The sequence below is a fragment of the Halobacillus amylolyticus genome, assembly GCF_022921115.1.
GTDB lineage: Bacteria > Bacillota > Bacilli > Bacillales > Halobacillaceae > Halobacillus_A > Halobacillus_A amylolyticus.
On record NZ_CP095075.1, the window covers coordinates 2,210,001 to 2,234,840 of the forward strand.

The following is a 24,840-nucleotide window of genomic DNA, read 5'->3' on the forward strand; positions in this document are numbered from 1 at the left end:
CACCCCTTCTCCCGAAGTTACGGGGTCATTTTGCCGAGTTCCTTAACGAGAGTTCTCCCGCTCACCTTAGGATTCTCTCCTCGCCTACCTGTGTTGGTTTGCGGTACGGGCGCCTCTTTCCTCACTAGAGGATTTTCTTGGCAGTGTGAAATCAGGAGCTTCGGTACTTAAATTCCCTCCCCATCACAGCTTGACGTTGCCGAGCGGATTTGCCTGTCTCGACCGTCTTACTGCTTGGACGCACACATCCAGTGGTGCGCTCTCCTTATCCTCCTGCGTCCCCCCGTCGTTCAAACGGAAAGGAGGCGGTACAGGAATATCAACCTGTTGGCCATCGCCTACGCCTTTCGGCCTCGGCTTAGGTCCCGACTAACCCTGAGAGGACGAGCCTTCCTCAGGAAACCTTGGGCTTTCGGTGAAAGAGATTCTCACTCTTTTTTCGCTACTCATACCGGCATTCTCACTTCTAAGCGCTCCACCAGTCCTTACGGTCTGACTTCGCAGCCCTTAGAACGCTCTCCTACCACTGATCCGTTCGGATCAATCCGCAGCTTCGGTGGTGTGTTTAGCCCCGGTATATTTTCGGCGCAGAGTCACTCGACCAGTGAGCTATTACGCACTCTTTCAATGATGGCTGCTTCTAAGCCAACATCCTGGTTGTCTAAGCAACTCCACATCCTTTTCCACTTAACACACACTTTGGGACCTTAGCTGGCGGTCTGGGCTGTTTCCCTTTCGACCATGAACCTTATCACCCATGGTCTGACTCCCAGAACAAAGTCGTTGGCATTCGGAGTTTGACTGAATTCGGTAACCCGGTAGGGGCCCCTCGTCCAATCAGTGCTCTACCTCCAAGACTTTCTATTCTGAGGCTAGCCCTAAAGCTATTTCGGAGAGAACCAGCTATCTCCGTGTTCGATTGGCATTTCACCCCTACCCACACCTCATCCCCGCAATTTTCAACTTGCGTGGGTTCGGGCCTCCAGTCAGTGTTACCTGACCTTCACCCTGGACATGGGTAGATCACACGGTTTCGGGTCTACGACCGCCTACTGCTTCGCCCTATTCAGACTCGCTTTCGCTGCGGCTCCGCTGCTTTAGCTTAACCTTGCAGACGGTCATAACTCGCCGGTTCATTCTACAAAAGGCACGCCGTCACCCATCAATGGGCTCCGACTACTTGTAGGCACACGGTTTCAGGATCTCTTTCACTCCCCTTCCGGGGTGCTTTTCACCTTTCCCTCACGGTACTGGTTCACTATCGGTTACTAGGGAGTATTTAGCCTTGGGAGATGGTCCTCCCGGATTCCGACGGAATTCCTCGTGTTCCGCCGTACTCAGGATCCACTCCGGAGAAAAGAAGATGTCGACTACAGGGCTCTTACCTGCTCCGGCTGATCGTTCCAGATCGATTCATCTATCCTCTTTTTTTGTAACTCCAAAGGAGTGTCCTACAACCCCAGAAAGCAAGCTTTCTGGTTTGGGCTGATTCCGTTTCGCTCGCCGCTACTTGGGAAATCGCGTTTGCTTTCTCTTCCTCCGGGTAATGAGATGTTTCAGTTCCCCGGGTCTGCCTTCCCTTACCTATGTATTCAGTAAAGGATCCTGCTCCATTACGAGCAGGGGGTTTCCCCATTCGGAAATCTTCGGTGCATAGCCTACTTACGGCTTCCCAAAGCATATCGGTGTTAGTCCCGTCCTTCATCGGCTCCTAGTACCAAGGCATCCACCGTGCGCCCTTATTCACTTAACTATTATCGTCGTGAAAAGACGTTAAAAAATTGATGTTTGATGTCTTGTCATCCCGTGTCGTCCTCTATCAAAAGAAGATCGCCACGTTCTGATTAATCTTATCCAGTTTTCAAGGTTCACATTGAAAGATCGTTTGATCTCTCAAAACTGAACAACCAACCATGTGCGTCTTCCGTATGCGGCAGCTTCCCGGTGTTCTCGTAAGAGAAAGGGGTTGCCTTGCATAGTTCCTTAGAAAGGAGGTGATCCAGCCGCACCTTCCGATACGGCTACCTTGTTACGACTTCACCCCAATCATTGGCCCCACCTTCGGCGGCTGGCTCCAAAAAGGTTACCTCACCGACTTCGGGTGTTGCCAACTCTCGTGGTGTGACGGGCGGTGTGTACAAGGCCCGGGAACGTATTCACCGCGGCATGCTGATCCGCGATTACTAGCGATTCCGGCTTCATGCAGGCGAGTTGCAGCCTGCAATCCGAACTGAGAATGGTTTTATGGGATTTGCTACACCTCGCGGCTTCGCTGCCCTTTGTACCATCCATTGTAGCACGTGTGTAGCCCAGGTCATAAGGGGCATGATGATTTGACGTCATCCCCGCCTTCCTCCGGTTTGTCACCGGCAGTCACCTTAGAGTGCCCAACTTAATGCTGGCAACTAAGATTAGGGGTTGCGCTCGTTGCGGGACTTAACCCAACATCTCACGACACGAGCTGACGACAACCATGCACCACCTGTCACTTGGTCCCCGAAGGGAAGACCCTATCTCTAGGGCGATCCAAGGATGTCAAGACCTGGTAAGGTTCTTCGCGTTGCTTCGAATTAAACCACATGCTCCACCGCTTGTGCGGGCCCCCGTCAATTCCTTTGAGTTTCAGCCTTGCGGCCGTACTCCCCAGGCGGAGTGCTTAATGCGTTAACTTCAGCACTAAGGGGTGGAAGCCCCCTAACACCTAGCACTCATCGTTTACGGCGTGGACTACCAGGGTATCTAATCCTGTTTGCTACCCACGCTTTCGCACCTCAGCGTCAGAGACAGACCAGAGAGTCGCCTTCGCCACTGGTGTTCCTCCACATATCTACGCATTTCACCGCTACACGTGGAATTCCACTCTCCTCTTCTGTCCTCAAGTTCCCCAGTTTCCAATGACCCTCCACGGTTGAGCCGTGGGCTTTCACATCAGACTTAAGGAACCGCCTGCGCGCGCTTTACGCCCAATAATTCCGGACAACGCTTGCCCCCTACGTATTACCGCGGCTGCTGGCACGTAGTTAGCCGGGGCTTCCTCGTTAGGTACCGTCAAGGTACCGCCCTGTTCGAACGGTACTTGTTCTTCCCTAACAACAGAACTTTACGATCCGAAGACCTTCATCGTTCACGCGGCGTTGCTCCGTCAGACTTTCGTCCATTGCGGAAGATTCCCTACTGCTGCCTCCCGTAGGAGTCTGGGCCGTGTCTCAGTCCCAGTGTGGCCGATCACCCTCTCAGGTCGGCTACGCATCGTTGCCTTGGTGAGCCGTTACCTCACCAACTAGCTAATGCGCCGCGGGCCCATCTGTAAGTGATAGCGAGAAGCCATCTTTTACCTTCCCCTCATGCGAGAGAAAGGATTACCCGGCATTAGCCCCGGTTTCCCGGAGTTATTCCGATCTTACAGGCAGGTTGCCCACGTGTTACTCACCCGTCCGCCGCTCATTCCACAAGCGTCACCCCCGAAGGGGATCTGCTTGCTTCCTGCGCTCGACTTGCATGTATTAGGCACGCCGCCAGCGTTCGTCCTGAGCCAGGATCAAACTCTCCATAAAAGTTGAGAATGACTTGCTCATTTTGCACACCGAATGTGCTTGTTTGAATTCTCTCTATATAATAGAAAGAATATGTTGACGTACTGGTTGGTTCGTTCAGTTTTCAAAGATCAAAATGTTCATGGTGGGCCTGAGTGGACTCGAACCACCGACCTCACGCTTATCAGGCGTGCGCTCTAACCAACTGAGCTACAGGCCCCTAGTGGTAGTTAATAATGGAGCGGGTGAAGGGAATCGAACCCTCATCATCAGCTTGGAAGGCTGAGGTTTTACCACTAAACTACACCCGCACAATATAATGTTAAGACTCGAAATCGATGGTCGGGAAGACAGGATTCGAACCTGCGACCCCTTGGTCCCAAACCAAGTGCTCTACCAAGCTGAGCTACTTCCCGTAAAATAATGGCGCGCCCGAGAGGAGTCGAACCCCTAACCTTCTGATCCGTAGTCAGACGCTCTATCCAATTGAGCTACGGGCGCCTTTAGAAGCGACAATATCCAATATACCATGCTTCAACTTGTGATGCAAGCACTTTTTTAAAAAAAGCTTAGTGCGGCCGAGAGGACTTGAACCTCCACGGGGTTGCCCCCACTAGGCCCTCAACCTAGCGCGTCTGCCGATTCCGCCACGACCGCTAATTGAATACACTGAGTTGCTTCAGTGAATGTATATAAGTGCGGGTGGAGGGACTTGAACCCCCACGCCGTGAAGCACTAGATCCTAAATCTAGCGTGTCTGCCAATTCCACCACACCCGCTAAAAATGGTGAGCCATGGAGGGCTCGAACCTCCGACCCTCTGATTAAAAGTCAGATGCTCTACCAACTGAGCTAATGGCTCTTAATAAAAAGTAATCTCTACTAACACTCTATAAATGAGATTTTAGTGAGTAAATTCAAATAGTTTCTGTTTTAAGCACAAGGAATATCATATAATTTTATTCCATCTTTGTCAACCCAAGGAACAAAATAAAATGGCTGGGCCAGCTGGATTCGAACCAGCGCATGACGGTACCAAAAACCGTTGCCTTACCGCTTGGCTATGGCCCAAAAAATGGCGGTCCGGACGGGACTCGAACCCGCGACCTCCTGCGTGACAGGCAGGCATTCTAACCAACTGAACTACCGGACCTAAAATATGTAAAACATAGTGACCCGTACGGGATTCGAACCCGTGATACCGCCGTGAAAGGGCGGTGTCTTAACCACTTGACCAACGGGCCATTCGACAAAAAAATAAAATGGCGGAGAAGGAGGGATTTGAACCCTCGCGCCGCTTGCGCGACCTACACCCTTAGCAGGGGCGCCTCTTCAGCCACTTGAGTACTTCTCCGTAATGGCTCCACCGGTAGGATTCGAACCTACGACCGATCGGTTAACAGCCGATTGCTCTACCACTGAGCTACGGTGGATCAATGTTAATAACGCTTAGCTTGTCATATGTAAAGTCAATATTGACTCGCAAGATCAGCGACGTTCTATATTTTATAACACTTAACGGTTTATGTCAAACCATTTTCAAATAAAAAATATTTTGTTATAAAAGAAAAGTTTCGCTTTTTTTAAGGCTTATTTAATTTAACACGCTCCTACACAATTCGTCAATGCCTTTCTATATCTTTTTTAATTCTCCCCTGCATTTCCCACAACGATATTTAGCTGTATTTATTCTTTTCCTTCGAATGTATTCGTGTGCGCAGTGCTTACATATGTAAGCATGTTTCTTCTTTTTTTCTTCAGAGGGTAGCGGCTTGCAGTGCCTTGGGGCCCCTGTCTTTTTTAAAAGTTCCTTAAATGCTCGGTCTTTATGGGCGAATCCTTTTCCTTCGATATGCAAATGATAATGGCAAAGCTCGTGTTTAACAATACCGACAAATTCTTCTTCGTCCATTTCCTTTAAGTATTTAGGATTTAATTCAATAACTCTTTTTGAGGGGATGTACCTCCCCCCTGTTGTTCTCAATCGGTGATTGAAGGTTACATGATCTACATATGGTTTCCCGAAAAACTCGAGTGATATTCTGTTAGTGAATTTATGTAAGTTTTGTTGATTGATCGACATATCGGAACACCTCTCGCCTTTTTTGCATAGTCTATTATAAAGGGGAATGTCTCCAATTACAAAAGGAGGAGATTAAATTGCCACATTGGCTTCGTAGACAGATGTTCAATGCCTTTTTAAATAAGGATAAATACCAAATTAAAATGCTGAATCAATGTTGGTACTTTTACCATCATCGGCTTAAAATAGAAAACCTGGAAGAATAGTTCTCCCAGGCAGCTACTCACCTATTTTTGAAGCATTGTAAGTGCAATCCGTTGTTTTTGTATATCTACATTTTCCACCCATATGGTAACGACATCACCTACTGAAACAACGTCCATGGGGTGTTTTACAAATTTATTCGATAATTTTGATATGTGAACAAGCCCATCCTGCTTCACACCAATATCAACAAAAACTCCAAAATCAACGACATTGCGTACCGTTCCTTCAAGCTCCATCCCTTGCTCAAGGTCCTCCATTGATAGAACATTTGTTTTAAGTAATGGTTTCGGCAGATCATCCCTCGGATCTCGACCAGGTTCCGTCAATGCTTTAATAATATCTACAAGTGTCGGCTCCCCTATATCCAGCTGTTCAGCTGTAGCGGGAATATCAATTTTATTTACCTTGTCCTTAATTTCCTCGTTTCCTAGATCCTCTGGCGAACATTCTATTTGCTTAAGCAGCGAGTAGGCAGCTTTGTAGCTCTCCGGGTGAATCGATGTTTTATCTAGTGGTTCCTCCCCTTCTAAAACTCGCAAAAAACCGATACTTTGCTCGAAAGTTTTAGCTCCTAAACGTGGAATATCCTTTAATTGCTTTCGGCTTGTAAATTTCCCTACTTCTTCTCGTTTCTTTACGACGTTATTAGCAACGCTTTTGCTAAGCCCCGCTACATATTGAAGTAAAGATGTTGAAGCTGTATTCACGTTGACACCTACCTGGTTTACTGCTGTTTCAACGACAAATGTGAGAGATCCAGTTAATTTCTTCTGGCTTACATCATGTTGGTATTGGCCTACCCCAATCGATTTCGGATCAATTTTCACTAGTTCAGCGAGCGGGTCTTGCACTCTTCTTGCAATGGATACTGCACTTCTTTCTTCTACTTGTAAATCTGGAAATTCTTCTCGTGCCAGCTTAGAGGCTGAATACACACTTGCTCCTGCTTCGTTAACGATCATATAAGAAGCTGGCAGTGTATACTTTTGAATCATCTCAGCAATAAACTGCTCGGTCTCCCTTGAGGCTGTCCCATTCCCAATAGCGATTAGTTCAATAGGATATTGCTCAAAATACGCACGAATCTTTTTCTCTGAACCTTCCACATCACTCTTTGGAGGGGTTGGGTGTATCACCGATACATCAAGCATCTTCCCTGTTTCATCAACTACAGCAAGTTTGCATCCGGTTCGATAGGCTGGGTCCACTCCTAGTACTACTTTCCCTTTAAGAGGCGGTTGCAACAATAAGTTTCTTAGATTACTGGAAAACACTTCAATCGCTTGTCCTTCCGCAGTCTCCGACAGAGAATTGCGGATCTCCCTTTCAACAGAAGGCTGAATCAAGCGTTTATAACTATCTTGAATGGATTCGGTTAAGATCACACGCAGGTCCTGGGCCGTGGATGTATGAATGACGTTCTTTTCCAGAAATTCAATAATTGCTTCCTCAGGGGGGTGTATGGAAACCTTTAATACTTCTTCCTTTTCACCGCGGTTTAATGCGAGAACCCTATGAGAAACGATGGATCGAACAGGTTCTTGATATTCATAGTACATTTCAAAGATGGATTTCTCGTCTTTTTGCTCATTTTTCACAGAAGATTCAATCGTACCGCTACGGTGTGTTTGCTGACGAATACGATCTCGAAATTCAGGACTATCTGAAATCCATTCAGCTAAAATGTCGTTGACACCAAGAGTTACTTCATCTAATGTATGTAGCTCATGCTCTTCAGAAAAATAAGTAGCAGCTTTCTCTTTATAATCAAAGTTACGCTGCTCCCACACGAGCAACGCGAGCGGTTCGAGTCCTTTCTCTTTCGCTACTGTCGCCCGTGTTCTCCTCTTTTGTTTATATGGCCGATAAAGGTCTTCTACTTTTTGTAATTGGGCAGCTTGTTCTATTTCTTTTCTCAAGTCATCTGTCAGCTTGCCTTGTTCGTCAATTAAACGGATTACTTCTTCTTTCCTTTGCATTAAGTTTTGAACATAATTCCACTGATCCTCAATTGCCTTAATTTGTACTTCATCAAGGCCTCCGGTTAATTCTTTACGATAGCGGGCAATAAATGGAACTGTATTCCCTTCGCCTAGCAACTCTATTACCTGGTTAATTGGTTTGACAGCCAAACCGGTTTGTTTGGCTACAATACTCACTACCTCTGCTTTTTCAATTAATTCACTCAAAAATAAGCCTCCTAACATTACCTTTTACATTTTTATTGTATCAGAATGGGTCGCTGATTTCCTAAACATCATGAAAGGGCCTCATTCTTAAGTAAGAATAAGACCCTTTCAGTTATACTCCATGGCGATGAGTGTTGTGTCATCCTCACGTGATTGTCCATAGAGTTCCTTATACTGTTCCGTAATTAAATGAATGTCATGCGAGTTTGTATGCTTCAAAGATAAACGGCGTTCACTGACACCATCCGAAAAGAGCAAAAAAATCATTCCGGGTTTTACATCACCACGAGTTACTTTAAGTTTCCTAGTGTACCCAGCTAAGTAACCAGCTAAAGGTATATTTCTCTGTCGTTTTCCACCTCGTTCAAGTGTAATAACTCCAATATTACCTATCGATGAATAGGAATAGATTTGATGAGTAAAATCAATCCTGAGTATGCCTAAAACAACACCCCGTTTACCGAGTAAGGCATCATTACACTTTTTTATGATCGATTCAACCTCCAGGGCAGGGAACTTTTCGATCACATCCATGACAGCTTGAGAAGACTCTTTAGCTAATTCTCCGCTTCCCAAACCATCGGCCAAAGCGCATATAAAGGCATCATCGGTTTCTTTGTAAAAATAACTATCTCCGCAATAGTAATTTCCCTTTTTCGCCTTCTGATAGACAGACACAGCCACATGTTTATGTTTTGCATCCATTAAAAGGCCTCAACAGACTCTGACTGCAAAGCTTCTCTTAGCTTTCTCAGAGCTCTTCGTTGTAAGCGTGAAACGTGCATTTGCGAAATGCCGAGTCTTTCGCCAGTGTCTTTTTGGCTCATATTTTCAAAATAAGTACACTGTAAAATTTCTTGTTCACGCTCATTTAGAGTTGGTAATACTTTTTGCAAGAGCATCTGTTGATCGATTTGATCATATCCATCTTCTTGGCTACCGATTAAATCCAAAATCGTCACCGTACTGCCATCTGAATCTGCCTCAATTTTTCGATCCACAGAAAGAGCCTTATAGCTTTTCCCCATCTCCATTGTCTCTAGAACATCTTCTTCAGATACTTCGAGATAATCCGCAATCTCTATCACAGACGGAGATCGCTGCAGCGTACTTGTTAACTCTTCAGCAGCTTTCTTAATTTTCGGTCCAAGTTCCTTTATTCTGCGCGGCACGTGGACACTCCATGTTTTATCTCTAATAAATCGCTTGATTTCCCCGATAATCGTTGGAATGGCAAACGATTCAAATGATTTACCAAAGCCTGGATCATATCTGCGAATAGCTGCAAGTAACCCTAACATTCCAACTTGTACTAAATCTTCGTGAATCGTGCTGTTCTTAGAGTATTTGCGTGCTATTGATTCCACAAGATCATTATAGACTAATACAATTTTCTCCTGTACATCTTCATCACGCGGGTTTTCTTGTAAATATGCGATCCACTCGTAGACCTCATCATTGTGTTGTCGAGATTTGGTCGCCATCTTGACCCACCTCATTTTCATGAAGGTATTTTGTCATCAGGACAATTACTCCGTATTTACTGTTAATTTCGACCTTATCCATTAGAGCATCAATTAAGAATAGACCAAACCCGCCTTCCCGCAATTCGCCAATATCTTCGCTTTGTTTGTAAGGCCCAATGTCTTCTTTGATTTCACCTAAATTAAAACTGCCACCATGGTCGGCTACCATGACTTCCAAACGGTTCTCATAAATACCAAAACCAATGGTGATTTCACCTTCACCTGTTTCCTTATACGCATGCTTAACAGCATTCGTAATCGCCTCTGAAATGGCTACTTTTAAATCTTCAATATCCTCGTACGTAAAACCCATACGGTTAGCAATTCCAGATGTACTTAGACGAACAACCCCAACATACTCAGCTTTAGCAGGGACTTTAACTTCAACAAAATCAAATTGTTCCATTATTACATTCCACCCCGCACTGTATTGTCGATGTTCATAATCTCAGTTAGGCCGGTAATTTTAAATAAACGGTGCACTCGATCCTGCATCTGAATAAGCTTCAATTCTGTATTGTGTTCCTTCGTAGATTTTAGAGTACTGATAAATACTCCTAATCCCGTAGAATCCATGTAATTGACTTCTTGAAGATCTACTTCAATCGTCTGGCCTTCCTCTTTAGTTAAAGGCAACAGTGATTCTTTAAGTTTAGGAGCCGTGAATGCATCTACTTCTCCAACTAGAGAAACATGAATCACATTTTCTCTATTTGTTACATCTATGGTCAAATTCATCTAGATCTCCTCCCAATTTCGCAAAAAACTTCATCAGGTAGAAGTTACCCGACCTCATCTTATCTTAAACATTTCTTCGTAAAATAATTAGTGTAAAGTCATCTCTTAGTTGAAAATCCTGTAATCGTTCGAAATGTTTGTAGACATGCTCTACCGTCTCCTGTGCTGGAAGATGGGAGTATTCTCTTATAACCTCTAATATTTCTTCCTGTTCGATAAAGCGGTCGCCTTGCCGGCATTCCGTTACCCCATCTGTCAATAGAACCATCATATCCCCAACATTTATTTGCTTACTATACTTTTGATAAGTCGTTTCAGGTGAGACACCTAGCACAAGACCTGAAGCTTCGATCTCTTCAAATTTATCCTCACTCTTGTTGTAGTAAAAACCAGGTTCATGACCTGCTGTGGAATATTGAAATGTATGGTTAGCAATGTCGTACATCCCATAAAACATGGTTATGAACATGCTAGGATCTATATTCCTCTCAACAACACGATTTAGACTGCCTAAAATTACACTAGGATCCATTCGCATTTCTGGAAAGCTATCCATTGAATATTTAATCATAGACATGCACAATGCAGCAGGGACTCCTTTGCCGATCACATCTGCAATAGCAATGCCAAGCGAGCCGTTATTATCCTCTACAAAATGATGATAATCACCATTCATCTGCTTAGCCGGTACACTTAATGCCCCAACTTCCAAGTCTTGACGCTCAGGTTTCACAGTAGACAGTAGTGTTCTTTGCATATTGGCTGCCACAGATATCTCTGACTTAAGTTCTAACTGCTTCTCCTTCATAGATTGGTGTTCTTGATAGGCCATTCCATATGAGATCATGGTTTCTAGTAAAAAATTTAAAGATGATTGAATATACTCCGGCATATTTGGGTATAAGTCTTGTAATGACTCGATGTGCACATTAACGATTTCTTCCGGTGATATATTGTGTTGCATCGAGTGCTTACTAAATTGTTCTGCCTGATATAGAGCTTGTTCGTCTTTTGTTTTAATGTATTCCTGCATTAATTCCTTGTAGTTTTCAAGATCAAGCTTAAGTGTATTCATTCATCTCCAACCTCCTTTAACGGAGCCACTTTACCACTTTGATTTCTGTTCCTTTTCCATTCTCAGATTGAATATCAAATTCATCCATTAACCTTTTGACCCCAGGCAGCCCAGCCCCAAGCCCCCCGGATGTTGAAAACCCATCCTCCATGACTCGGCTCAACTCTTTAATCCCGGGTCCATCATCTATTGCAACAATACTTAATCCTTTTTGGTTCATATTTTCAAGGGCCTCAAAGCAAACCTTCCCCGTACCAGCATACAGGTAAATATTTCTTGCTAACTCCGAGATTGCGGTGGCTATCCGTGCTTGGTCCACCGTTCCAAAGCCTACTTTCCTGGCTATATCCCGGCCAACCTGACGTGCCCCTACAATATCCCATTCCTTTTTAATATTTACACAGGATTGGAAGTCCATATCTACTCCTCCAGTTCCTGTTGAAGTTTAATCAACCCTTGCTCTAAATCTAATGCAGTAGGAACATCCTGCAGGTGGATACCTAAGTCAATCAACGTCATTGCAACTGCTGGTTGTATGCCGGTAAGAACAACTTTTGCCCCCATTAAATCGGACATCGTTACAACGTCACCGAGCACTTTTGCAATGAAAGAGTCTACGATGTCAACAGATGTTAAATCGATAACAACCCCTGTCGCTCCACTCTCATGAATTTTACTCAGCAAATCCTCTTGAAACTGAATAGCTGTCTGGTCATCTAAGTCGATTTGGATGGAAATAAGTAAATAATTATGAAGCTTTAAAATTGGGATTCTCATTGTCTTCACTCCCTGTTAAGAGAATCAACTAGGTTTTCAATATCTTTTACGTTCGTTTGGGTTTCTTCAATTGTTCGATTGGTTAATTCTAATGCCGCTTTAAATCCTTTACGCAAAGAACTCTTCGTAGGGAATTTCCCTAAATCTATTCCAAGGTTTACGATTGTTTGTGCAATCTCTGGCCTAATTCCTACTAAGATACAACGAGACCCAACTAAACGAACTGCCTCAGCGGCCTGAATAATATGATGAGCCACCATCGTATCCACGACAGGTACTCCCGTAATATCAATAAGCACGACTTCTGCATTATGCTTAATGACTCCGTCTAGAAGGTTTTCCATAATTAATTTAGCTCGCTCTGTATCAATGGTTCCAACCAGAGGCATAATGGTGATATCATCCATAACCGGGATCAAAGGTGCAGAAAGTTCTTGTAAGGCAACACGCTGCAAAGAAACAATGTGCTCCCAGCTTCCTGAAAACTCATTAACTAATCGATTAATGACGGGATCGACCCAATCGTCCACCTTCCTAAGCACCTTCGAGAAGTACTCCGAATCAATTTGGTCAGACCGGGAAAGGATGAACTCCGTAATAACCCTGCGGAAAACCTGCATTCCATCTGTCAAATAACTAAGAGGCCACCCTAAATTAATTAACCGCTCAGAGAAATCATCCATATCTGAAGACAATCCCTGTCGTTCGAGACTTGCAAAAATCACATTAACAAACTCACGGTTCGTACTTTCAAACAGCTCGTCCGATATCGTTGCAGTATAATCACTTTTTTTATGGTTATTAACTTCTTCCAGCCACATTTTTACAATATCATCACTATGTTCAAGCACAATACTTTTTAACTTCTCATCCATCGTTTAGACCCCGACTAAATTCTACAATTTCCTTAAAAAAATCACCGTTCATTATCTATACAAGTATTATTTTATCAAAAAATGCAATGTAAATATACTAATTAATTCTATTCTAAATTTGTTTTAAAGGACAAGCCAACATGTTGACCAAAAGTAAGCCTCCAAACAAAAAAATAAAGCTGTCTAATTAAAGTCAGCTTTATCTCAAAAGTCGATTAGACCAAGGCTAATTTGCAGTGATTCATTTACACGCTGCATCATCGGTCCATCTAGTTGTGTGATTTTATCGGTCAAACGTTGTTTATCAATCGTTCTGATTTGTTCCAGCAGAATAACAGAATTGCGTTCGAAACCATATTTTTCAGCATCAATTTCAACATGTGTAGGAAGTTTAGCTTTTTGTATTTGTGCAGTAATCGCTGCAATAATAACTGTGGGACTGAAACGATTACCAATGTCATTTTGTAAAATCAGAACAGGACGTACTCCTCCTTGTTCTGATCCTACAACTGGGGACAAATCAGCGAAATAAACGTCTCCTCGTTTGACTATCACAGACTTCACACCCCGCTCACTAATTGCTCCAGGGTGTGATCTGCCTCCTCTTCGGCCTGAAACGCTTCTGAAGCGATAGTTAGATTAATTTTCGCCATTTCCATATATCCACGACGCATGGATTCTCTAATATAGCGTTGTTTCTCTTCCCGCAAGTACATTTTCGTTGCTTTACACATGAAATCGCTCCGATCACTGTTTTCGAGTTGAACATGACCATCCACTTCGTTTAGCAGACTATCTGGAATACGAATGACAATCTCCTGCATGTTGTCGGACAAAACCATACACCTCCACCATCTTCTCTCAAAAAGAAACCAGTCAAATAAGTCCAATTTAATCTTATCATTCGCCAGTGTCTATTGCAAAGGAGTCTTGGTATTTTTTTTCGAAAAATGTTGCGCGGTGATTGATTATAAGGAGTATTGTCTTACGCTTATTAATAGAACCTCATAAAGTGTTATCTACTTCTACAATATGCCCGTTTATAAAATACATGCGCGGTACCCGGTAACTTATCATACAAGGGATCTCATAATTAATGGTTTCCAAATAATCAGCCAACTCATCTGTATGGATGATTTCGTTATCCTGCTTGCCAATTAATGTAACCCTAGTTCCAACAGAATATTCTCGATCTAGTTTAATCATGCATTGATCCATACATATTCTTCCGACTATAGGGTGACGTTTGCCGTCCACTAACACGTCCATCCCTTGCAGTTTTCGGACCCAACCGTCTGCGTAACCGATCGGAATCGTTCCAATCCATTCTTCTTCTTCCGTTTGATAGGTGGCCCCATAACTAATCGATTCATTGGGTTCTACCTTTTTCACATGAATTAATTGACTCTTTAACGAAAAGGAAGGTCTAAGATCAATCGGCCGCTCTTTCTTCACGACAGGGGACGGATAAAGGCCGTACATACTGATGCCAAATCGAACAAAATGATGCATGTGCTCTGGGAAGCGCTGACTGGCAGCGCTATTACCTGTGTGGATTTCTACAGGGTGCGGCCATACCCTTTTAAAGTGTTCATACATGTCATTAAACCGTTCTGTTTGCTCCTGATAATAGGTCAGATCTTCTTCATCTGCCGTTGCAAAGTGGGTAAACAATGCCTGTAATTCAAGGAGTGGGCTTGCTTTAATTACAGAGAGAAGGGCGTCCATTTCCTTTATATTCCGAATCCCGATTCTCCCCATCCCTGTGTCCCATTTCATATGAAGTTTAAGCGGTTTGTTAAATGAGGTTTCTTTCACTTGGTCTATCCATTCTTTTTGAAAAACAGTAACTTCAATATCGTTCTCGCAAGCCACAGGCAAGTCTTCTGGGCGTGTCCATCCCATAACTAGAATAGGTGCCGTGATCCCTGCGTCTCTAAGCTTAATCGCCTCATCCAGCAATGATACAGCGAGTCTCTTTGCCCCGGCATGCAATGCTTGCCTGGCTACTTGTACATCCCCATGACCATATGCGTCAGCCTTCACTACAGCATAAATCCCTGTATGCCGCGGAAGTTGCTTCTGCATTTGGGCTATATTATATTCAATCGCTGATAGATCAATTTCTGCCCAAGTATCTCTATAAAATGCTTCCATTGACAAGGGAACCCCCCTCTCTGTTTCAATATCTTTCTATTATTGAACGAAGGAAGCCAACTGTCAACAATATGAAGCAGGAGTTTCTTCAGTTAAAGTTTAGAAATCCCCATTAAAACCGAAGCTCAAAATTACGGAAAGAAAGAGCGTACTGCACATGAGCTATACCGCACTTTTCAAGAGTCGGCCATCTAAAAATAAAAGCAGACCGTTAAGCCTGCTCGCGAGATTGCTATTTAGAGGAATGGCTATTAATTGAACTCGCTACTGAAACCATTTCTTCTTGGGTTAACTCTTCACTCGCCAAGTTAAATGTTGTACCAGATTGACTCCAGCGCAAGCGCTGCCCAGACATTGCACCAACTGTACCTCCAGTTAATTGTACGGGGTCGCCGCTTACAGGCACTGCCTGTCCGGCACTTGTAGGCTCAACCTCGGCTGGTTCTTGGATGAGTGTAAAGCTTTTCTCCCCTTGATAGGTCATAATTACTCGAGTACCTTCATCTGTTTGTACTTCCTGCTTATCAACCAACTCAGCTCCAAGCGTCTCTTGTGGATAGAGGATAGCATTAGCTTGATTACCTTCTTCCATATTTGAAACAGGTGCTTCAGTAGGTGCCATCGCCATATTTTGATCTACATCGAAGTCTTCCTTCTTAAGTCCATCGGCTTTGTTGAAGTCATTAAATTGCACTTCTACTAGTGCCTGCATATCCTGATCAAACACTTTCACCATGACAGGTTTAAAGGTTTTCTTATCGAAATAGATTTCTTGGGATGGAAGGGTTTTATTGTTTTGGTAATTTGTTTTTGTTTTAAACACATAGTGATTTTCTGTTGTGGTAAACTCTCCCTCAGTATCCTTTTTAATATCCTCCACTAAAGAAGCATAAAGGTAGGGCTGACTCGTATTTTCAGGCCAATCGCTTTGAAACTTGAAGCTCTTATTTAAAGCAGGCGTTAAGACATATACCCCATTTTTATTTTTAAGGATGATTTGATTCCCTTTTTCATCCTCTTCATTATGAAGTTTTACTTTATAAAAGTCCTCTTTTTTATGCCAAATTTGAATCTGATATTTTTGTTCTTCTTTACCTGTTCGCATGGTCATAGTTACATCCGTTTTATAACCCGCCATCTCTTCAGCTTGTTGCGACAGTTTCTTCACAACGTCTTCTTTAGATTTCTCACCACAAGCACTTATCACAATCATCATTGTCACTAAGACGAACAAAAGGATCGGAAAACGTTTCTTCATATACTCAACTCCTTTGTCTCTTCTGAAGGACAAAGGGAACGTTTATTTGTGGATCAAGAGGAAAATGTACGAAAGGTCTGGGTTAAACCTTCAATTAAATCTGTCGCAAGTAAATCAACCATGGAGTGGTCATCCTCTATTAACATTTCAGCTGTCAGTCCGTGCAGCATGCATCCGCTATTTAGCGCATGTGTGGTTGATCCTGATTGAAGCATCATGGCAAGTAATATACCTGATAGCACGTCGCCACTGCCACCTTTTGCTAACCCGGCATTGCCTGTCAGGTCTACAAACTGGCTGCCATTAGGAGCCGTAATAATTGTGGCAGGGCCTTTTAACACAGTGTACACACCGTACTTTTTAGAGAATTCACGACTATAGGAAAAAGGTGATTGTACAATTGCAGAAATCGGTTGGTCCACTAAATGAGCAAACTCGCCAGGATGCGGAGTGAGAATTGTCGGATATGTCCTACTCCTTAATAAACCCAAGATATTCTTCAGTTGATAGAGAGCGTCTGCATCGATAAGCAGTGGAGATTTCACTGATGAGACGAGGTGATTCACTAGGTTATTAGATTCTCGCCCACGCCCCATTCCCATACCTACCGCCACTCCATCATAAGCAGACACATCAAAATCAACCGGTCCCTTGATGACACCCTCCTCTTCCGCAAGCGGCAGAAAAGTCGCCTCCTGCACATAGGTAGCAATGGTAGGCACTGCACTCTTTGGTGTAGCTACCGTTACGAGTCCAGCACCACTTCTAAGTGCAGCCTTTGCTGACATCGCAATCGATCCGGGCATATGTGCCGCTCCGCCGACGATTAACGCTTTGCCATGGCTTCCTTTATGAGAGTTTGCGTCTCTTTTAGGTAATATTCGTTTACTATCTTCTCTTTGCCATACTTTTCGATTGGGAGAAGGAAGTTTTCTCACAGGCAAACCAATATCGCAAACCTTCCATTCACCGTAATAAAGTCTGGTATGCTCCACTAACGCACTCACCTTTAAAGCAGCAATGATATACGTATAGTCGGCTTTAAATGCATCAAACTCAACGATCCCTTCATCAGCTGGAACGCCAGTTGGAAGATCTACGGCTATCCTGAAAGCTTTTTGCTCATTGGCAAGTTCGACTACTTGTTTGATTGGCCCACGTAAATGCCCTTTCACACCAATTCCAAGCATCGCATCAATAATGACTTCTGCACTTTCAAAAGATTCTCTTAGATCATCATTTTCCTCTAATTTGTATAATGTGTATCCCGTTTTCATAAAAATCTCTTTATGATGACGCGCGTCACCCTTTACTTTAGAATCAGGCACCACTTGCCACGCTTCAACAGAATAACCTCTGTTCAATAACGTCCGTGCGATAACAAAGCCGTCCCCGCCGTTGTTCCCTGCGCCAATAAGCATCATGACCCTTTGATGCTTATCTAGCTTTTTCTCTAATTCAGAACTTACAGCTCGACCTGCATTCTCCATTAATAATTTACCGTCCAACCCAGTTGACTCCATCGCCACCTGGTCCCATTCGTACATCTCTTGTGCGGTCACAACATCCATTTCGTTCCCTCCTACCCGCATTACAATGTTATGAGACAACCTATGTAATTATGCATTTGCTCTATCTTCCAAGATAATTTGCGCAACAGCCTGCTCTTTACTATGAGAAATAGCCGCCCAAATAGTAAGGGTTTCATATCCCTTTGCTTGGACGACCGGAGCTCCTGCGTCATTTGATATGACTTCGATGTCATGAAAGCTAAGTTTACCGATCCCTGTTCCAACAGCTTTAGAAAAGGCTTCCTTTGCTGCAAAACGGCCCGCTAGAAACTCAGCACGCCTCCAGTCATTCAACTGATCATAACGATCCTGTTCGCTTTTAGTTAATATTCGTTGAACAAAACGAGGATTTCGCTTTATACTTTGTTTAATACGTTTGATTTCTATAATATCGATTCCGATTCCCTTAATCATGTACATCTTCCTTTTAAGCTTCGATGTCTAGCTAGAGCGCCTTTCTCCATAGCTAGTTGTAGTATACCCGATAATTTGTACTGTTAAAAAGAATACTAGCCTGCTGATTCGCTTATATTGTGAAGTAGAACCTTTTTTAAAGGAGACAAAAACTATGTTTGTTCGAACGGAAAGCTTTAAGGAATTCCTCAAATTTTACCCCATTGTGTCAGGGCTTGTTTTGATTAACCTGCTATTATGGCTGTTTATTTCTGTATTTCAATTCAACTTTGCCCTGGACTTGCTCCGTGCAGGGGTAGGCAACAACTTTCTTGTATCACAAGGGGAATATTGGCGGCTTGTGACCCCGATATTCTTGCACGGCGGCTTTTCACATGCTTTATTTAATTCCTTTTCACTTGTCCTCTTTGGTCCGGCCCTTGAGCAAATGTTGGGAAAAATGAAATTCATCACCGTCTACCTCATCGCAGGGATCGCGGGAAACATTGGAACGTACATCGTCGCCCCTAACGCTTTTTACCAGCACCTAGGTGCTTCAGGTGCCATTTTTGGTATCTTTGGTGTTTATGTATTTATGGTATTGTTCCGTAAGCACTTAATTGGTTCAGCAAATTCACAAATGATTACAATTATTTTTGTCTTAGGATTATTCATGACGTTTGCACGCCCGAACATAAACGTACTCGCACATGTTTTTGGTCTTATTGGCGGGTTTGCTCTAGCACCTCCTTTATTAAAAAATGCCAGACCCTTTTCTGTTTGGCAAAACCGGGTCAAACACGAGAACAGGAGCCGAAGCGGGGCGAGCTTTGATCCTAACCGTTGGAATAAACGTAAATTCTCAGGAAAAGGATATGGAAAGTACATCATATGGGGGTTCATTATCTTCCTTGTCGCTCTTGCGTTAGTTAATAACTTTTTATAAATTTACAGCCGCACATCTGAAGGATGGGCGGCTTTTTTGAAAAGGCCAAAATCAATGGAGTTGCGCGAAACTGAATTATAATTGCACGTAAATCGATTAATTTTATAATTGACGTTTTAATTGCACATTTTGAGCGCATAATTGCTTTTTTTAAGAAGTTTTTGCGTTAAAATATTCACCAATTAAAAAGCTGCCAGACCATTAAAAAGTCAGACAGCCTATAACTACTTATTTAGCGTTAGAGTTACGCCCTTTGTTTTGGAAGCCGCGATTTCCTTTACCTTTGAAATTGCGGGACTTATTGTTGGGCTTATTAAAGTTGCGTTTGCCGTCTTTACGGTAAGGTTTTTTGCCACCTTTACCTTTACCACCGCCGCTGCGCTGTGCACCTTTTACACTGATCGGCTGTACAGAAGAAAGTCGAACAGGTACCTCACTGCGTTCTTTCGTAAGCATCTTCAATGCTGCAGCCACAAGATCCGTAGCATCATGCTGTTCGAGCAGTTCGTTTGCTGATTGCTTATACTTGTTTAAATCCTCATTATTAGCGGATTCGATCATCTTATCAACAGCAACTTGTTGTTGTCCGCGGCGCGCTTCATCAGAAGATGGCACACTCATACGTTCAACCTTTTTCTTCGTAAGCTTTTCAATTAAGTTAAGCTGTGCTTTCTCACGTGAAGTGACAAAGGAGACAGATTCACCTTTGCGCCCTGCACGACCTGTACGTCCAATACGGTGAACGTAGCTTTCAGGGTCCTGAGGAATATCAAAGTTATATACGTGAGATACCTCAGAAATATCCAGTCCGCGTGCAGCCACATCTGTCGCTACAAGAATTTCAATGCGCCCTTTTTTAAACTTGTTTAGAACGGACATACGTTTTCCTTGGGTCAAGTCGCCATGAATCCCTCAGCGCGGAAACCGCGTGCTTGCAAACCATCTGAAACCTCGTCGACACGGCGCTTTGTCCGTCCGAATACGATCGCCAATGCCGGTGCGTGTATATCAAGAAGACGTGTTAGTGTATCGAACTTATGTTTTTCCGGAATCTCAACATAATACTGCTCGATATTTTCAACCGTCATTTCTTTCGACTTCACTTTAACCTCTTCAGGGTTTTTCATAAGTGTTGTTGCAATATTACGGATTTCCTTAGGCATAGTCGCTGAGAACAATAACGTTTGACGTTCTTCTGGAAGTGCCTTAAGAATATCACGAATATCATCGATGAAGCCCATGTTTAGCATTTCATCTGCTTCATCTAATACTGCAGTATGAACGTTCTCAAGCTTAATCGTTTTACGACGGATATGGTCAAGTAAACGTCCAGGGGTTGCTACAACGATATGGTTATCTCTTAGTGCACGAATTTGACGTTCCATATTTGATCCACCATAAATCGGCAGCGTGCGTATCCCTTTATTTTTACCGAGACGGTGAACTTCTTCAGCTACTTGGATAGCCAACTCACGCGTTGGTGCAATGACCAATCCTTGAACAGACTTGACGTCTTTATTAATTTTTTCGATCATCGGAATTCCAAATGCTGCTGTTTTACCTGTTCCCGTTTGCGCTTGGCCGATGACATCTTTCCCTTGTAAACCGAGAGGGATTGTTTGCTCTTGAATCGGTGTTGTTTCTTCAAAACCCATGTGGTTTAAAGCTTTTAACACCGAATTAGATAATCCTAATGAATTGAATGTTGTCACTATACTTTCATACTCCTTTTTTATAAAAAATCTTCTACCTTAATTATGATTAAGACATGTAAAAAAAGCCTCCTGCCAATGCTATACGGGAGAGGCTTTGAAGCACCTGCCTGATAGATTCATCCATCATAACACACATAACAGTATCAATTCTACACATTTTTATTATGCTTTTCAATCCTATCAATGATAAAATGATGTAAAACTGTTGAGAAAAGCGCGAGGCGCCCCGGTCATGAAACCGATTGCCTGGGCGCTGTTGCCCGAGCTCCTATTAATAAGGAGGGTTAATTTTTGGATAAACCTCCATTTCATCCATATATCATGTTAGCTATCGGTGTATTATCCATATCGACCGCAGCGATCTTTGTTAAACTGGCTGGTGGTGTACCAGCTTCTATGATCGCTTTCTATCGGCTGTTATTTGCTGTGCTAATCATGGCTCCTTACGTGATGTGGAAACACACTCATGAATTTAAAAGCATCACTTCAAAGGATTGGCTGTTAGCCGTATTTGCAGGCATCTTCTTGGCCTTTCACTTTATTTTATGGTTTGAATCGCTTAATTATACGTCAGTGGCCAGTTCCGTTATCCTAGTGTCCATGCAGCCCTTATTCGCATTTCTCGGAACGTATTTGTTCTTCAAGGAGCGTTTTACTGCAGGTGCATTGCTAAGCATGATGATCGCCATCACCGGCAGTATCATCATTAGCTCAGGTGACTTCCAACTAGATGGTACGGCTTTACTTGGGGATATCCTCGCATTGCTTGGAGCGATGATGGTAACAGCCTATTTTCTCTTAGGACAAAACTTGCGTAAACGTCTCTCTCTTCTATTTCACACGTTTATCGTTTACGGAATTGCAACGATCAGTTTATTCATTTATAACGTTGCTATGAATTACCCATTTACTGGATATTCAAACAAGCAATGGTTGATTTTTTTAGCACTTGCCATTATTCCAACTTTCTTCGGCCACTCGTTATTTAATTGGTCATTAAGATGGATCAGCACCTCTACAATTTCAATGAGCATTCTGCTAGAGCCAATTGGTGCTTCCATCCTTGCTTACATCGTTCTTGGGGAGCAAATCACATCATACCAGTGGCTGGGAGGCTCAATCGTTCTATTCGGACTCATCCTTTTCATTATGAGTACAAAAAAACTGAGACGTCCTAAAATAACTCACGCATCCAAAAGACTTTGACGCTGTTATATCAAAAGAGAGACATGTTCCATCACTACTTGAGAGCAGGTGAAATAATGACGATTCAACTTATTATTGATGGCGGGGCAGATTTACCGCAAGCAATGATCAAGCACCATAACTTGAAAGTTATCCCACTGAACATCCACTTTGGTCAGGACCAATATAAATCGGGATTGACCATTGATTTACCAACCTTTTACAGAAAACTAAAAGAGTCAAGCGAGCTTCCCTCCTCCTCTTCTCCTAGTCCTAACGATTTTTACGATAAGTATAAAGAAGTAGATGCTGAAATTCCCATAGTTATGTTGGCTCTCACACAAGGTTTGAGCAGTACGTATGAAAGTGCCGTGATGGGAAAGAACATGTTACTTGAAGAGGAACCTAACCGTTCGATAGCTGTACTGAATACAAAAACAGCCTCCTGTGGAATCGCATTACTAGTTGATGAGGCTGGCAAAAGAATAAAAGAAGGTCTTGGCTTTGATTCGCTCGTCACTCATATGGAAAAGAAAATCGAGCAGACCACGACACTTTTCATATTAAAGACACTTGAAAATGTCATCAAAAGCGGTCGTCTAGATAAAGTAAAAGGAGCCATTGCTAAAACGTTAAACATTAAACTTCTAATGAAAGCCACAGAAGAAGGCACAATCGACGTCTCAGAAAAAGTCCGTGGTGATAAAAAATCACTTCGCCGCTTCGTTGATCAGATTGGGGAATATACCAAGCATTATGAAGATAAAGTCATCGCCTTATCCCACAGCAACGATGAAGAGCGCGGAAGATCTGTACTCCAAACGATCAAAGAGCGCTATGACTTCAACGATTCAATTTTCACCGAGATGGGCCCATTAATTTCAACCCATGCCGGAGAGGGCGGACTCGTTATCGCTTTTTTCAAAGACTAAGTCAGAGGAGGAATCTCCTCTGACTTTATTTATTCGTATAGTCCTCATATCGAGTTTGGGGAGATTTCAACGCTAAATTCCAGCAGTCAGCGGGAATACAATGGTCAGTAAGATTATCTCATAATAGCCTCCTAACCAATCATAGAAAAGTGGCCAAGTGCAGAACCATGACCATCCATCACAGTTTGCGCTAACCCTTTTATACTACCTAAGTGTGCTCTTCCGAAGTAGTTGGGCCAAACGATATTTAATACAATCCTTTCAAAGCCGTTTACAACTCCCCAGACCACCACCCCAAACATGATGGCCATCCACCAGGCATCTGTGAATAGTAAAATAAAGAGTGTAACAATATGGCCAAGGAATGCGAGCGCTAATATGTATTGGACATAAAATCGATCAACTAAATGTCCCACAATGAATGTAACAGGAAATCCTACAACAGCCATTAACGACAAAACGGTGTTTTTATAGGTGCATTGTAATTTTTAAAGGGCGTACCTTCCTCTCATTCACTATGGCGAAGTCCCTTGGCAAAAGCAAGTACGTGATTAAAAAGTTCGTCTTTGTCATCACCATGACAAATTAAATGTTTTGATTTCGCGAGAAAAATGACTTCCTTGTCCGTTGATGGAATTTCTTCTTCCAGAAAGTTCGCCGCCTTGCTTGGAACCATTCCATCCAGTTTCCCTTGTATGATCAATACAGGACACCTGATATCCTCTAGATAAGGTTTCGTAAAATGAACACATCTTATAAATTCCAATGTGGAGAAAATATATGTCTGCTTCAGCTTCTTTTGATAGCGCAAAAATAATTCATTTGAACCTAACGTGCCTTGAGTTGCCCCTAAAACCATTGCAAAAATATCTTTATACATCTGGGGCAGACTAACATACTTTAATGCTGCAGAAAGCAGGACCAGTCGATCTACTTTATACTTTGCCGTTAAGTATGCCGCAATCATCCCCCCCATAGAAAATCCAATGATCATAATTTGATCATTTCTTTTCAACAATTCAAGGAGTGCTAATTCTGTTGTTGCTATCCATTCTTGATAATAATGACCCCTTAAATCGAGATCGTCTCCATGTCCAGGTAACGTGGGAACAGAAATTTCCCAAGCCGTTCGATTTTCAAGAAATTCAACTAGAGGCTGTACTTCTTTAGGGCTTCCAGTATAACCATGTATGCATAAACACCCAACACTCATCGTCTTTCACCGCCATCAATAATATGTAGAAAAAAACGCGCTTAGTAGAAATAGCGCGTTTCATCGCATTCCTTTTACGAAAGACCCGATTCCTTTTACAATCGGGGATACTTGCTGTATGGTTTGCACAACTTGCCCTGTTGTTGACATCATTTTATCAAAGTCTAACTGTCCCTGCTCATCTTGAAAATAGGAAACCACACTACTCTTTTGCCCCGCTGCTGGTTCAGCTTCATTATATCCTGGATATCCGTAACCATACGTGTAAGGATATTGTTGCGTATACATCCCTTGGTTCCATGTCGTGCCAGGTGCTGCATTAAAGTTTGTATAGGGATAGTAATAATTATAATAGGGAGAGGCCGTATTTGTCCTGTTGTCTGTTTGCCAATAAGGGTAATAAGGATAATAGTACACAGATTGTTCCACCTTTTTCTTTCATTTTACTACAGCCTATGTTATCGAAAA

At 42.9% G+C, this 24,840-nt stretch carries 23 protein-coding genes, 12 tRNA genes, 2 rRNA genes and 1 pseudogene (1 of these 38 cut by a window edge); 4 read left to right on the forward strand and 34 right to left on the reverse strand.

Annotated features, from left to right (window positions below; all coding sequences use genetic code 11):
• The 15 genes from MUO15_RS11330 to MUO15_RS11400 all read right to left on the reverse strand — a co-directional run.
• Window positions 1–1,753, reverse strand: a 23S ribosomal RNA gene (locus MUO15_RS11330); it reaches 1,167 nt to the left of the window's first position.
• A 234-nt stretch (window positions 1,754–1,987) separates the two neighbouring features.
• Window positions 1,988–3,554: ribosomal RNA gene (locus MUO15_RS11335) — 16S ribosomal RNA — on the reverse strand.
• Together the 16S and 23S rRNA genes with 12 tRNA genes alongside form the textbook arrangement of a ribosomal RNA operon.
• A 122-nt stretch (window positions 3,555–3,676) precedes the next feature.
• Window positions 3,677–3,753: transfer RNA gene (locus MUO15_RS11340), tRNA-Ile, on the reverse strand.
• A gap of 17 nt (window positions 3,754–3,770) precedes the next feature.
• Window positions 3,771–3,844, reverse strand: a tRNA-Gly gene (locus MUO15_RS11345).
• Between the two features lie 28 nt (window positions 3,845–3,872).
• Window positions 3,873–3,949: transfer RNA gene (locus tag MUO15_RS11350), tRNA-Pro, on the reverse strand.
• A gap of 8 nt (window positions 3,950–3,957) precedes the next feature.
• Window positions 3,958–4,034: transfer RNA gene (locus MUO15_RS11355), tRNA-Arg, on the reverse strand.
• Window positions 4,035–4,106: 72 nt separating this feature from the next.
• Window positions 4,107–4,190, reverse strand: a tRNA-Leu gene (locus MUO15_RS11360).
• Window positions 4,191–4,230: 40 nt separating this feature from the next.
• A tRNA-Leu gene (locus MUO15_RS11365) sits at window positions 4,231–4,312 on the reverse strand.
• 6 nt (window positions 4,313–4,318) lie between these two features.
• Window positions 4,319–4,394, reverse strand: a tRNA-Lys gene (locus MUO15_RS11370).
• Between the two features lie 134 nt (window positions 4,395–4,528).
• Window positions 4,529–4,603, reverse strand: a tRNA-Gln gene (locus tag MUO15_RS11375).
• Window positions 4,604–4,608: 5 nt separating this feature from the next.
• Window positions 4,609–4,685 (reverse strand) — tRNA-Asp (locus MUO15_RS11380).
• 19 nt (window positions 4,686–4,704) lie between these two features.
• A tRNA-Glu gene (locus MUO15_RS11385) sits at window positions 4,705–4,776 on the reverse strand.
• A 19-nt stretch (window positions 4,777–4,795) separates the two neighbouring features.
• Window positions 4,796–4,886, reverse strand: a tRNA-Ser gene (locus tag MUO15_RS11390).
• Between the two features lie 4 nt (window positions 4,887–4,890).
• A tRNA-Asn gene (locus MUO15_RS11395) sits at window positions 4,891–4,965 on the reverse strand.
• A gap of 200 nt (window positions 4,966–5,165) precedes the next feature.
• A complete protein-coding gene (locus MUO15_RS11400; RefSeq protein ID WP_245029384.1) occupies window positions 5,166–5,615 on the reverse strand; it encodes a SprT family protein in 450 nt (149 codons plus the stop codon).
• 77 nt (window positions 5,616–5,692) lie between these two features.
• On the opposite strand from MUO15_RS11400, the gene cmpA reads away from it, so the two are divergent.
• The gene (gene cmpA / locus MUO15_RS11405) at window positions 5,693–5,821 is read left to right on the forward strand and encodes a cortex morphogenetic protein CmpA (RefSeq protein ID WP_245029386.1); all 129 of its coding nucleotides are present in this window, start codon (window positions 5,693–5,695) and stop codon (window positions 5,819–5,821) included.
• Window positions 5,822–5,842: 21 nt separating this feature from the next.
• Here cmpA and MUO15_RS11410 read toward each other — a convergent pair whose 3' ends face one another.
• From MUO15_RS11410 to acpS, 15 genes are all read right to left on the reverse strand, one after another.
• Window positions 5,843–8,029, reverse strand: a complete 2,187-nt coding sequence (locus MUO15_RS11410; protein WP_245029388.1) for a Tex family protein — start codon at window positions 8,027–8,029, stop codon at window positions 5,843–5,845.
• Between the two features lie 90 nt (window positions 8,030–8,119).
• Window positions 8,120–8,716: a SpoIIE family protein phosphatase gene (locus MUO15_RS11415; protein ID WP_245029390.1), complete on the reverse strand. Its 597-nt coding sequence runs from the start codon at window positions 8,714–8,716 to the stop codon at window positions 8,120–8,122.
• On the reverse strand, window positions 8,716–9,495 hold the full coding sequence (gene sigB / locus MUO15_RS11420; protein WP_245029391.1) for an RNA polymerase sigma factor SigB: 780 nt from the start codon (window positions 9,493–9,495) through the stop codon (window positions 8,716–8,718). The genes MUO15_RS11415 and sigB overlap by 1 nt, the downstream gene beginning before the upstream one ends.
• Complete coding sequence (gene rsbW / locus MUO15_RS11425; protein WP_245029392.1) at window positions 9,467–9,943, reverse strand: anti-sigma B factor RsbW; 477 nt, start codon at window positions 9,941–9,943, stop codon at window positions 9,467–9,469. Before rsbW ends, sigB begins: the two co-directional genes overlap by 29 nt.
• A 2-nt stretch (window positions 9,944–9,945) precedes the next feature.
• The gene (locus MUO15_RS11430; protein WP_245029393.1) at window positions 9,946–10,275 is read right to left on the reverse strand and encodes an STAS domain-containing protein; all 330 of its coding nucleotides are present in this window, start codon (window positions 10,273–10,275) and stop codon (window positions 9,946–9,948) included.
• Window positions 10,276–10,339: 64 nt separating this feature from the next.
• A complete protein-coding gene (locus MUO15_RS11435; RefSeq protein WP_245029394.1) occupies window positions 10,340–11,350 on the reverse strand; it encodes a PP2C family protein-serine/threonine phosphatase in 1,011 nt (336 codons plus the stop codon).
• A gap of 16 nt (window positions 11,351–11,366) precedes the next feature.
• Window positions 11,367–11,768 carry an anti-sigma regulatory factor gene (locus MUO15_RS11440; protein ID WP_245029395.1) on the reverse strand — a complete coding sequence of 134 codons (402 nt, stop codon included), beginning with the start codon at window positions 11,766–11,768 and terminating at the stop codon, window positions 11,367–11,369.
• 2 nt (window positions 11,769–11,770) lie between these two features.
• Entirely contained in the window at window positions 11,771–12,127 is a 357-nt protein-coding gene (locus tag MUO15_RS11445) for an STAS domain-containing protein (protein ID WP_305853242.1), read from the reverse strand.
• Window positions 12,128–12,132: 5 nt separating this feature from the next.
• Window positions 12,133–13,002, reverse strand: coding sequence for an RsbT co-antagonist protein RsbRA (locus tag MUO15_RS11450; RefSeq protein ID WP_245029397.1), 870 nt, complete (start codon window positions 13,000–13,002; stop codon window positions 12,133–12,135).
• 204 nt (window positions 13,003–13,206) lie between these two features.
• The gene (locus MUO15_RS11455) at window positions 13,207–13,557 is read right to left on the reverse strand and encodes a type II toxin-antitoxin system PemK/MazF family toxin (protein WP_245029399.1); all 351 of its coding nucleotides are present in this window, start codon (window positions 13,555–13,557) and stop codon (window positions 13,207–13,209) included.
• Between the two features lie 5 nt (window positions 13,558–13,562).
• Window positions 13,563–13,844 carry a CopG family ribbon-helix-helix protein gene (locus MUO15_RS11460; RefSeq protein ID WP_245029401.1) on the reverse strand — a complete coding sequence of 94 codons (282 nt, stop codon included), beginning with the start codon at window positions 13,842–13,844 and terminating at the stop codon, window positions 13,563–13,565.
• Window positions 13,845–14,007: 163 nt separating this feature from the next.
• On the reverse strand, window positions 14,008–15,159 hold the full coding sequence (gene alr, locus MUO15_RS11465; protein WP_245029403.1) for an alanine racemase: 1,152 nt from the start codon (window positions 15,157–15,159) through the stop codon (window positions 14,008–14,010).
• A gap of 232 nt (window positions 15,160–15,391) precedes the next feature.
• Entirely contained in the window at window positions 15,392–16,417 is a 1,026-nt protein-coding gene (locus MUO15_RS11470) for a LolA family protein (RefSeq protein ID WP_245029405.1), read from the reverse strand.
• Window positions 16,418–16,470: 53 nt separating this feature from the next.
• Complete coding sequence (locus MUO15_RS11475) at window positions 16,471–17,988, reverse strand: NAD(P)H-hydrate dehydratase (RefSeq protein ID WP_245029407.1); 1,518 nt, start codon at window positions 17,986–17,988, stop codon at window positions 16,471–16,473.
• A gap of 48 nt (window positions 17,989–18,036) precedes the next feature.
• Window positions 18,037–18,402: a holo-ACP synthase gene (acpS, locus tag MUO15_RS11480; RefSeq protein WP_245029409.1), complete on the reverse strand. Its 366-nt coding sequence runs from the start codon at window positions 18,400–18,402 to the stop codon at window positions 18,037–18,039.
• A gap of 154 nt (window positions 18,403–18,556) precedes the next feature.
• Here acpS and MUO15_RS11485 point away from each other — a divergent pair, with 154 nt between their 5' ends.
• Window positions 18,557–19,327: a rhomboid family intramembrane serine protease gene (locus tag MUO15_RS11485; protein ID WP_245029411.1), complete on the forward strand. Its 771-nt coding sequence runs from the start codon at window positions 18,557–18,559 to the stop codon at window positions 19,325–19,327.
• Window positions 19,328–19,555: 228 nt separating this feature from the next.
• On the opposite strand, the pseudogene MUO15_RS11490 reads toward MUO15_RS11485, so the two are convergent.
• A pseudogene (locus MUO15_RS11490) lies at window positions 19,556–21,039 on the reverse strand (DEAD/DEAH box helicase).
• Between the two features lie 294 nt (window positions 21,040–21,333).
• Here MUO15_RS11490 and MUO15_RS11495 point away from each other — a divergent pair.
• Entirely contained in the window at window positions 21,334–22,248 is a 915-nt protein-coding gene (locus MUO15_RS11495; protein ID WP_245029413.1) for a DMT family transporter, read from the forward strand.
• A gap of 56 nt (window positions 22,249–22,304) precedes the next feature.
• Window positions 22,305–23,159, forward strand: a complete 855-nt coding sequence (locus MUO15_RS11500) for a DegV family protein (RefSeq protein WP_245029415.1) — start codon at window positions 22,305–22,307, stop codon at window positions 23,157–23,159.
• A 131-nt stretch (window positions 23,160–23,290) separates the two neighbouring features.
• Here MUO15_RS11500 and MUO15_RS11505 read toward each other — a convergent pair whose 3' ends face one another.
• From MUO15_RS11505 to MUO15_RS11515, 3 genes are read right to left on the reverse strand one after another with little or no spacing between them, the layout of a single operon-like run.
• A complete protein-coding gene (locus MUO15_RS11505) occupies window positions 23,291–23,608 on the reverse strand; it encodes a hypothetical protein (protein ID WP_245029417.1) in 318 nt (105 codons plus the stop codon).
• A 59-nt stretch (window positions 23,609–23,667) separates the two neighbouring features.
• A complete protein-coding gene (locus MUO15_RS11510) occupies window positions 23,668–24,372 on the reverse strand; it encodes an alpha/beta hydrolase (protein ID WP_245029419.1) in 705 nt (234 codons plus the stop codon).
• Between the two features lie 60 nt (window positions 24,373–24,432).
• The gene (locus MUO15_RS11515; RefSeq protein WP_245029423.1) at window positions 24,433–24,789 is read right to left on the reverse strand and encodes a YppG family protein; all 357 of its coding nucleotides are present in this window, start codon (window positions 24,787–24,789) and stop codon (window positions 24,433–24,435) included.
• Window positions 24,790–24,840 lie beyond the last annotated feature (51 nt).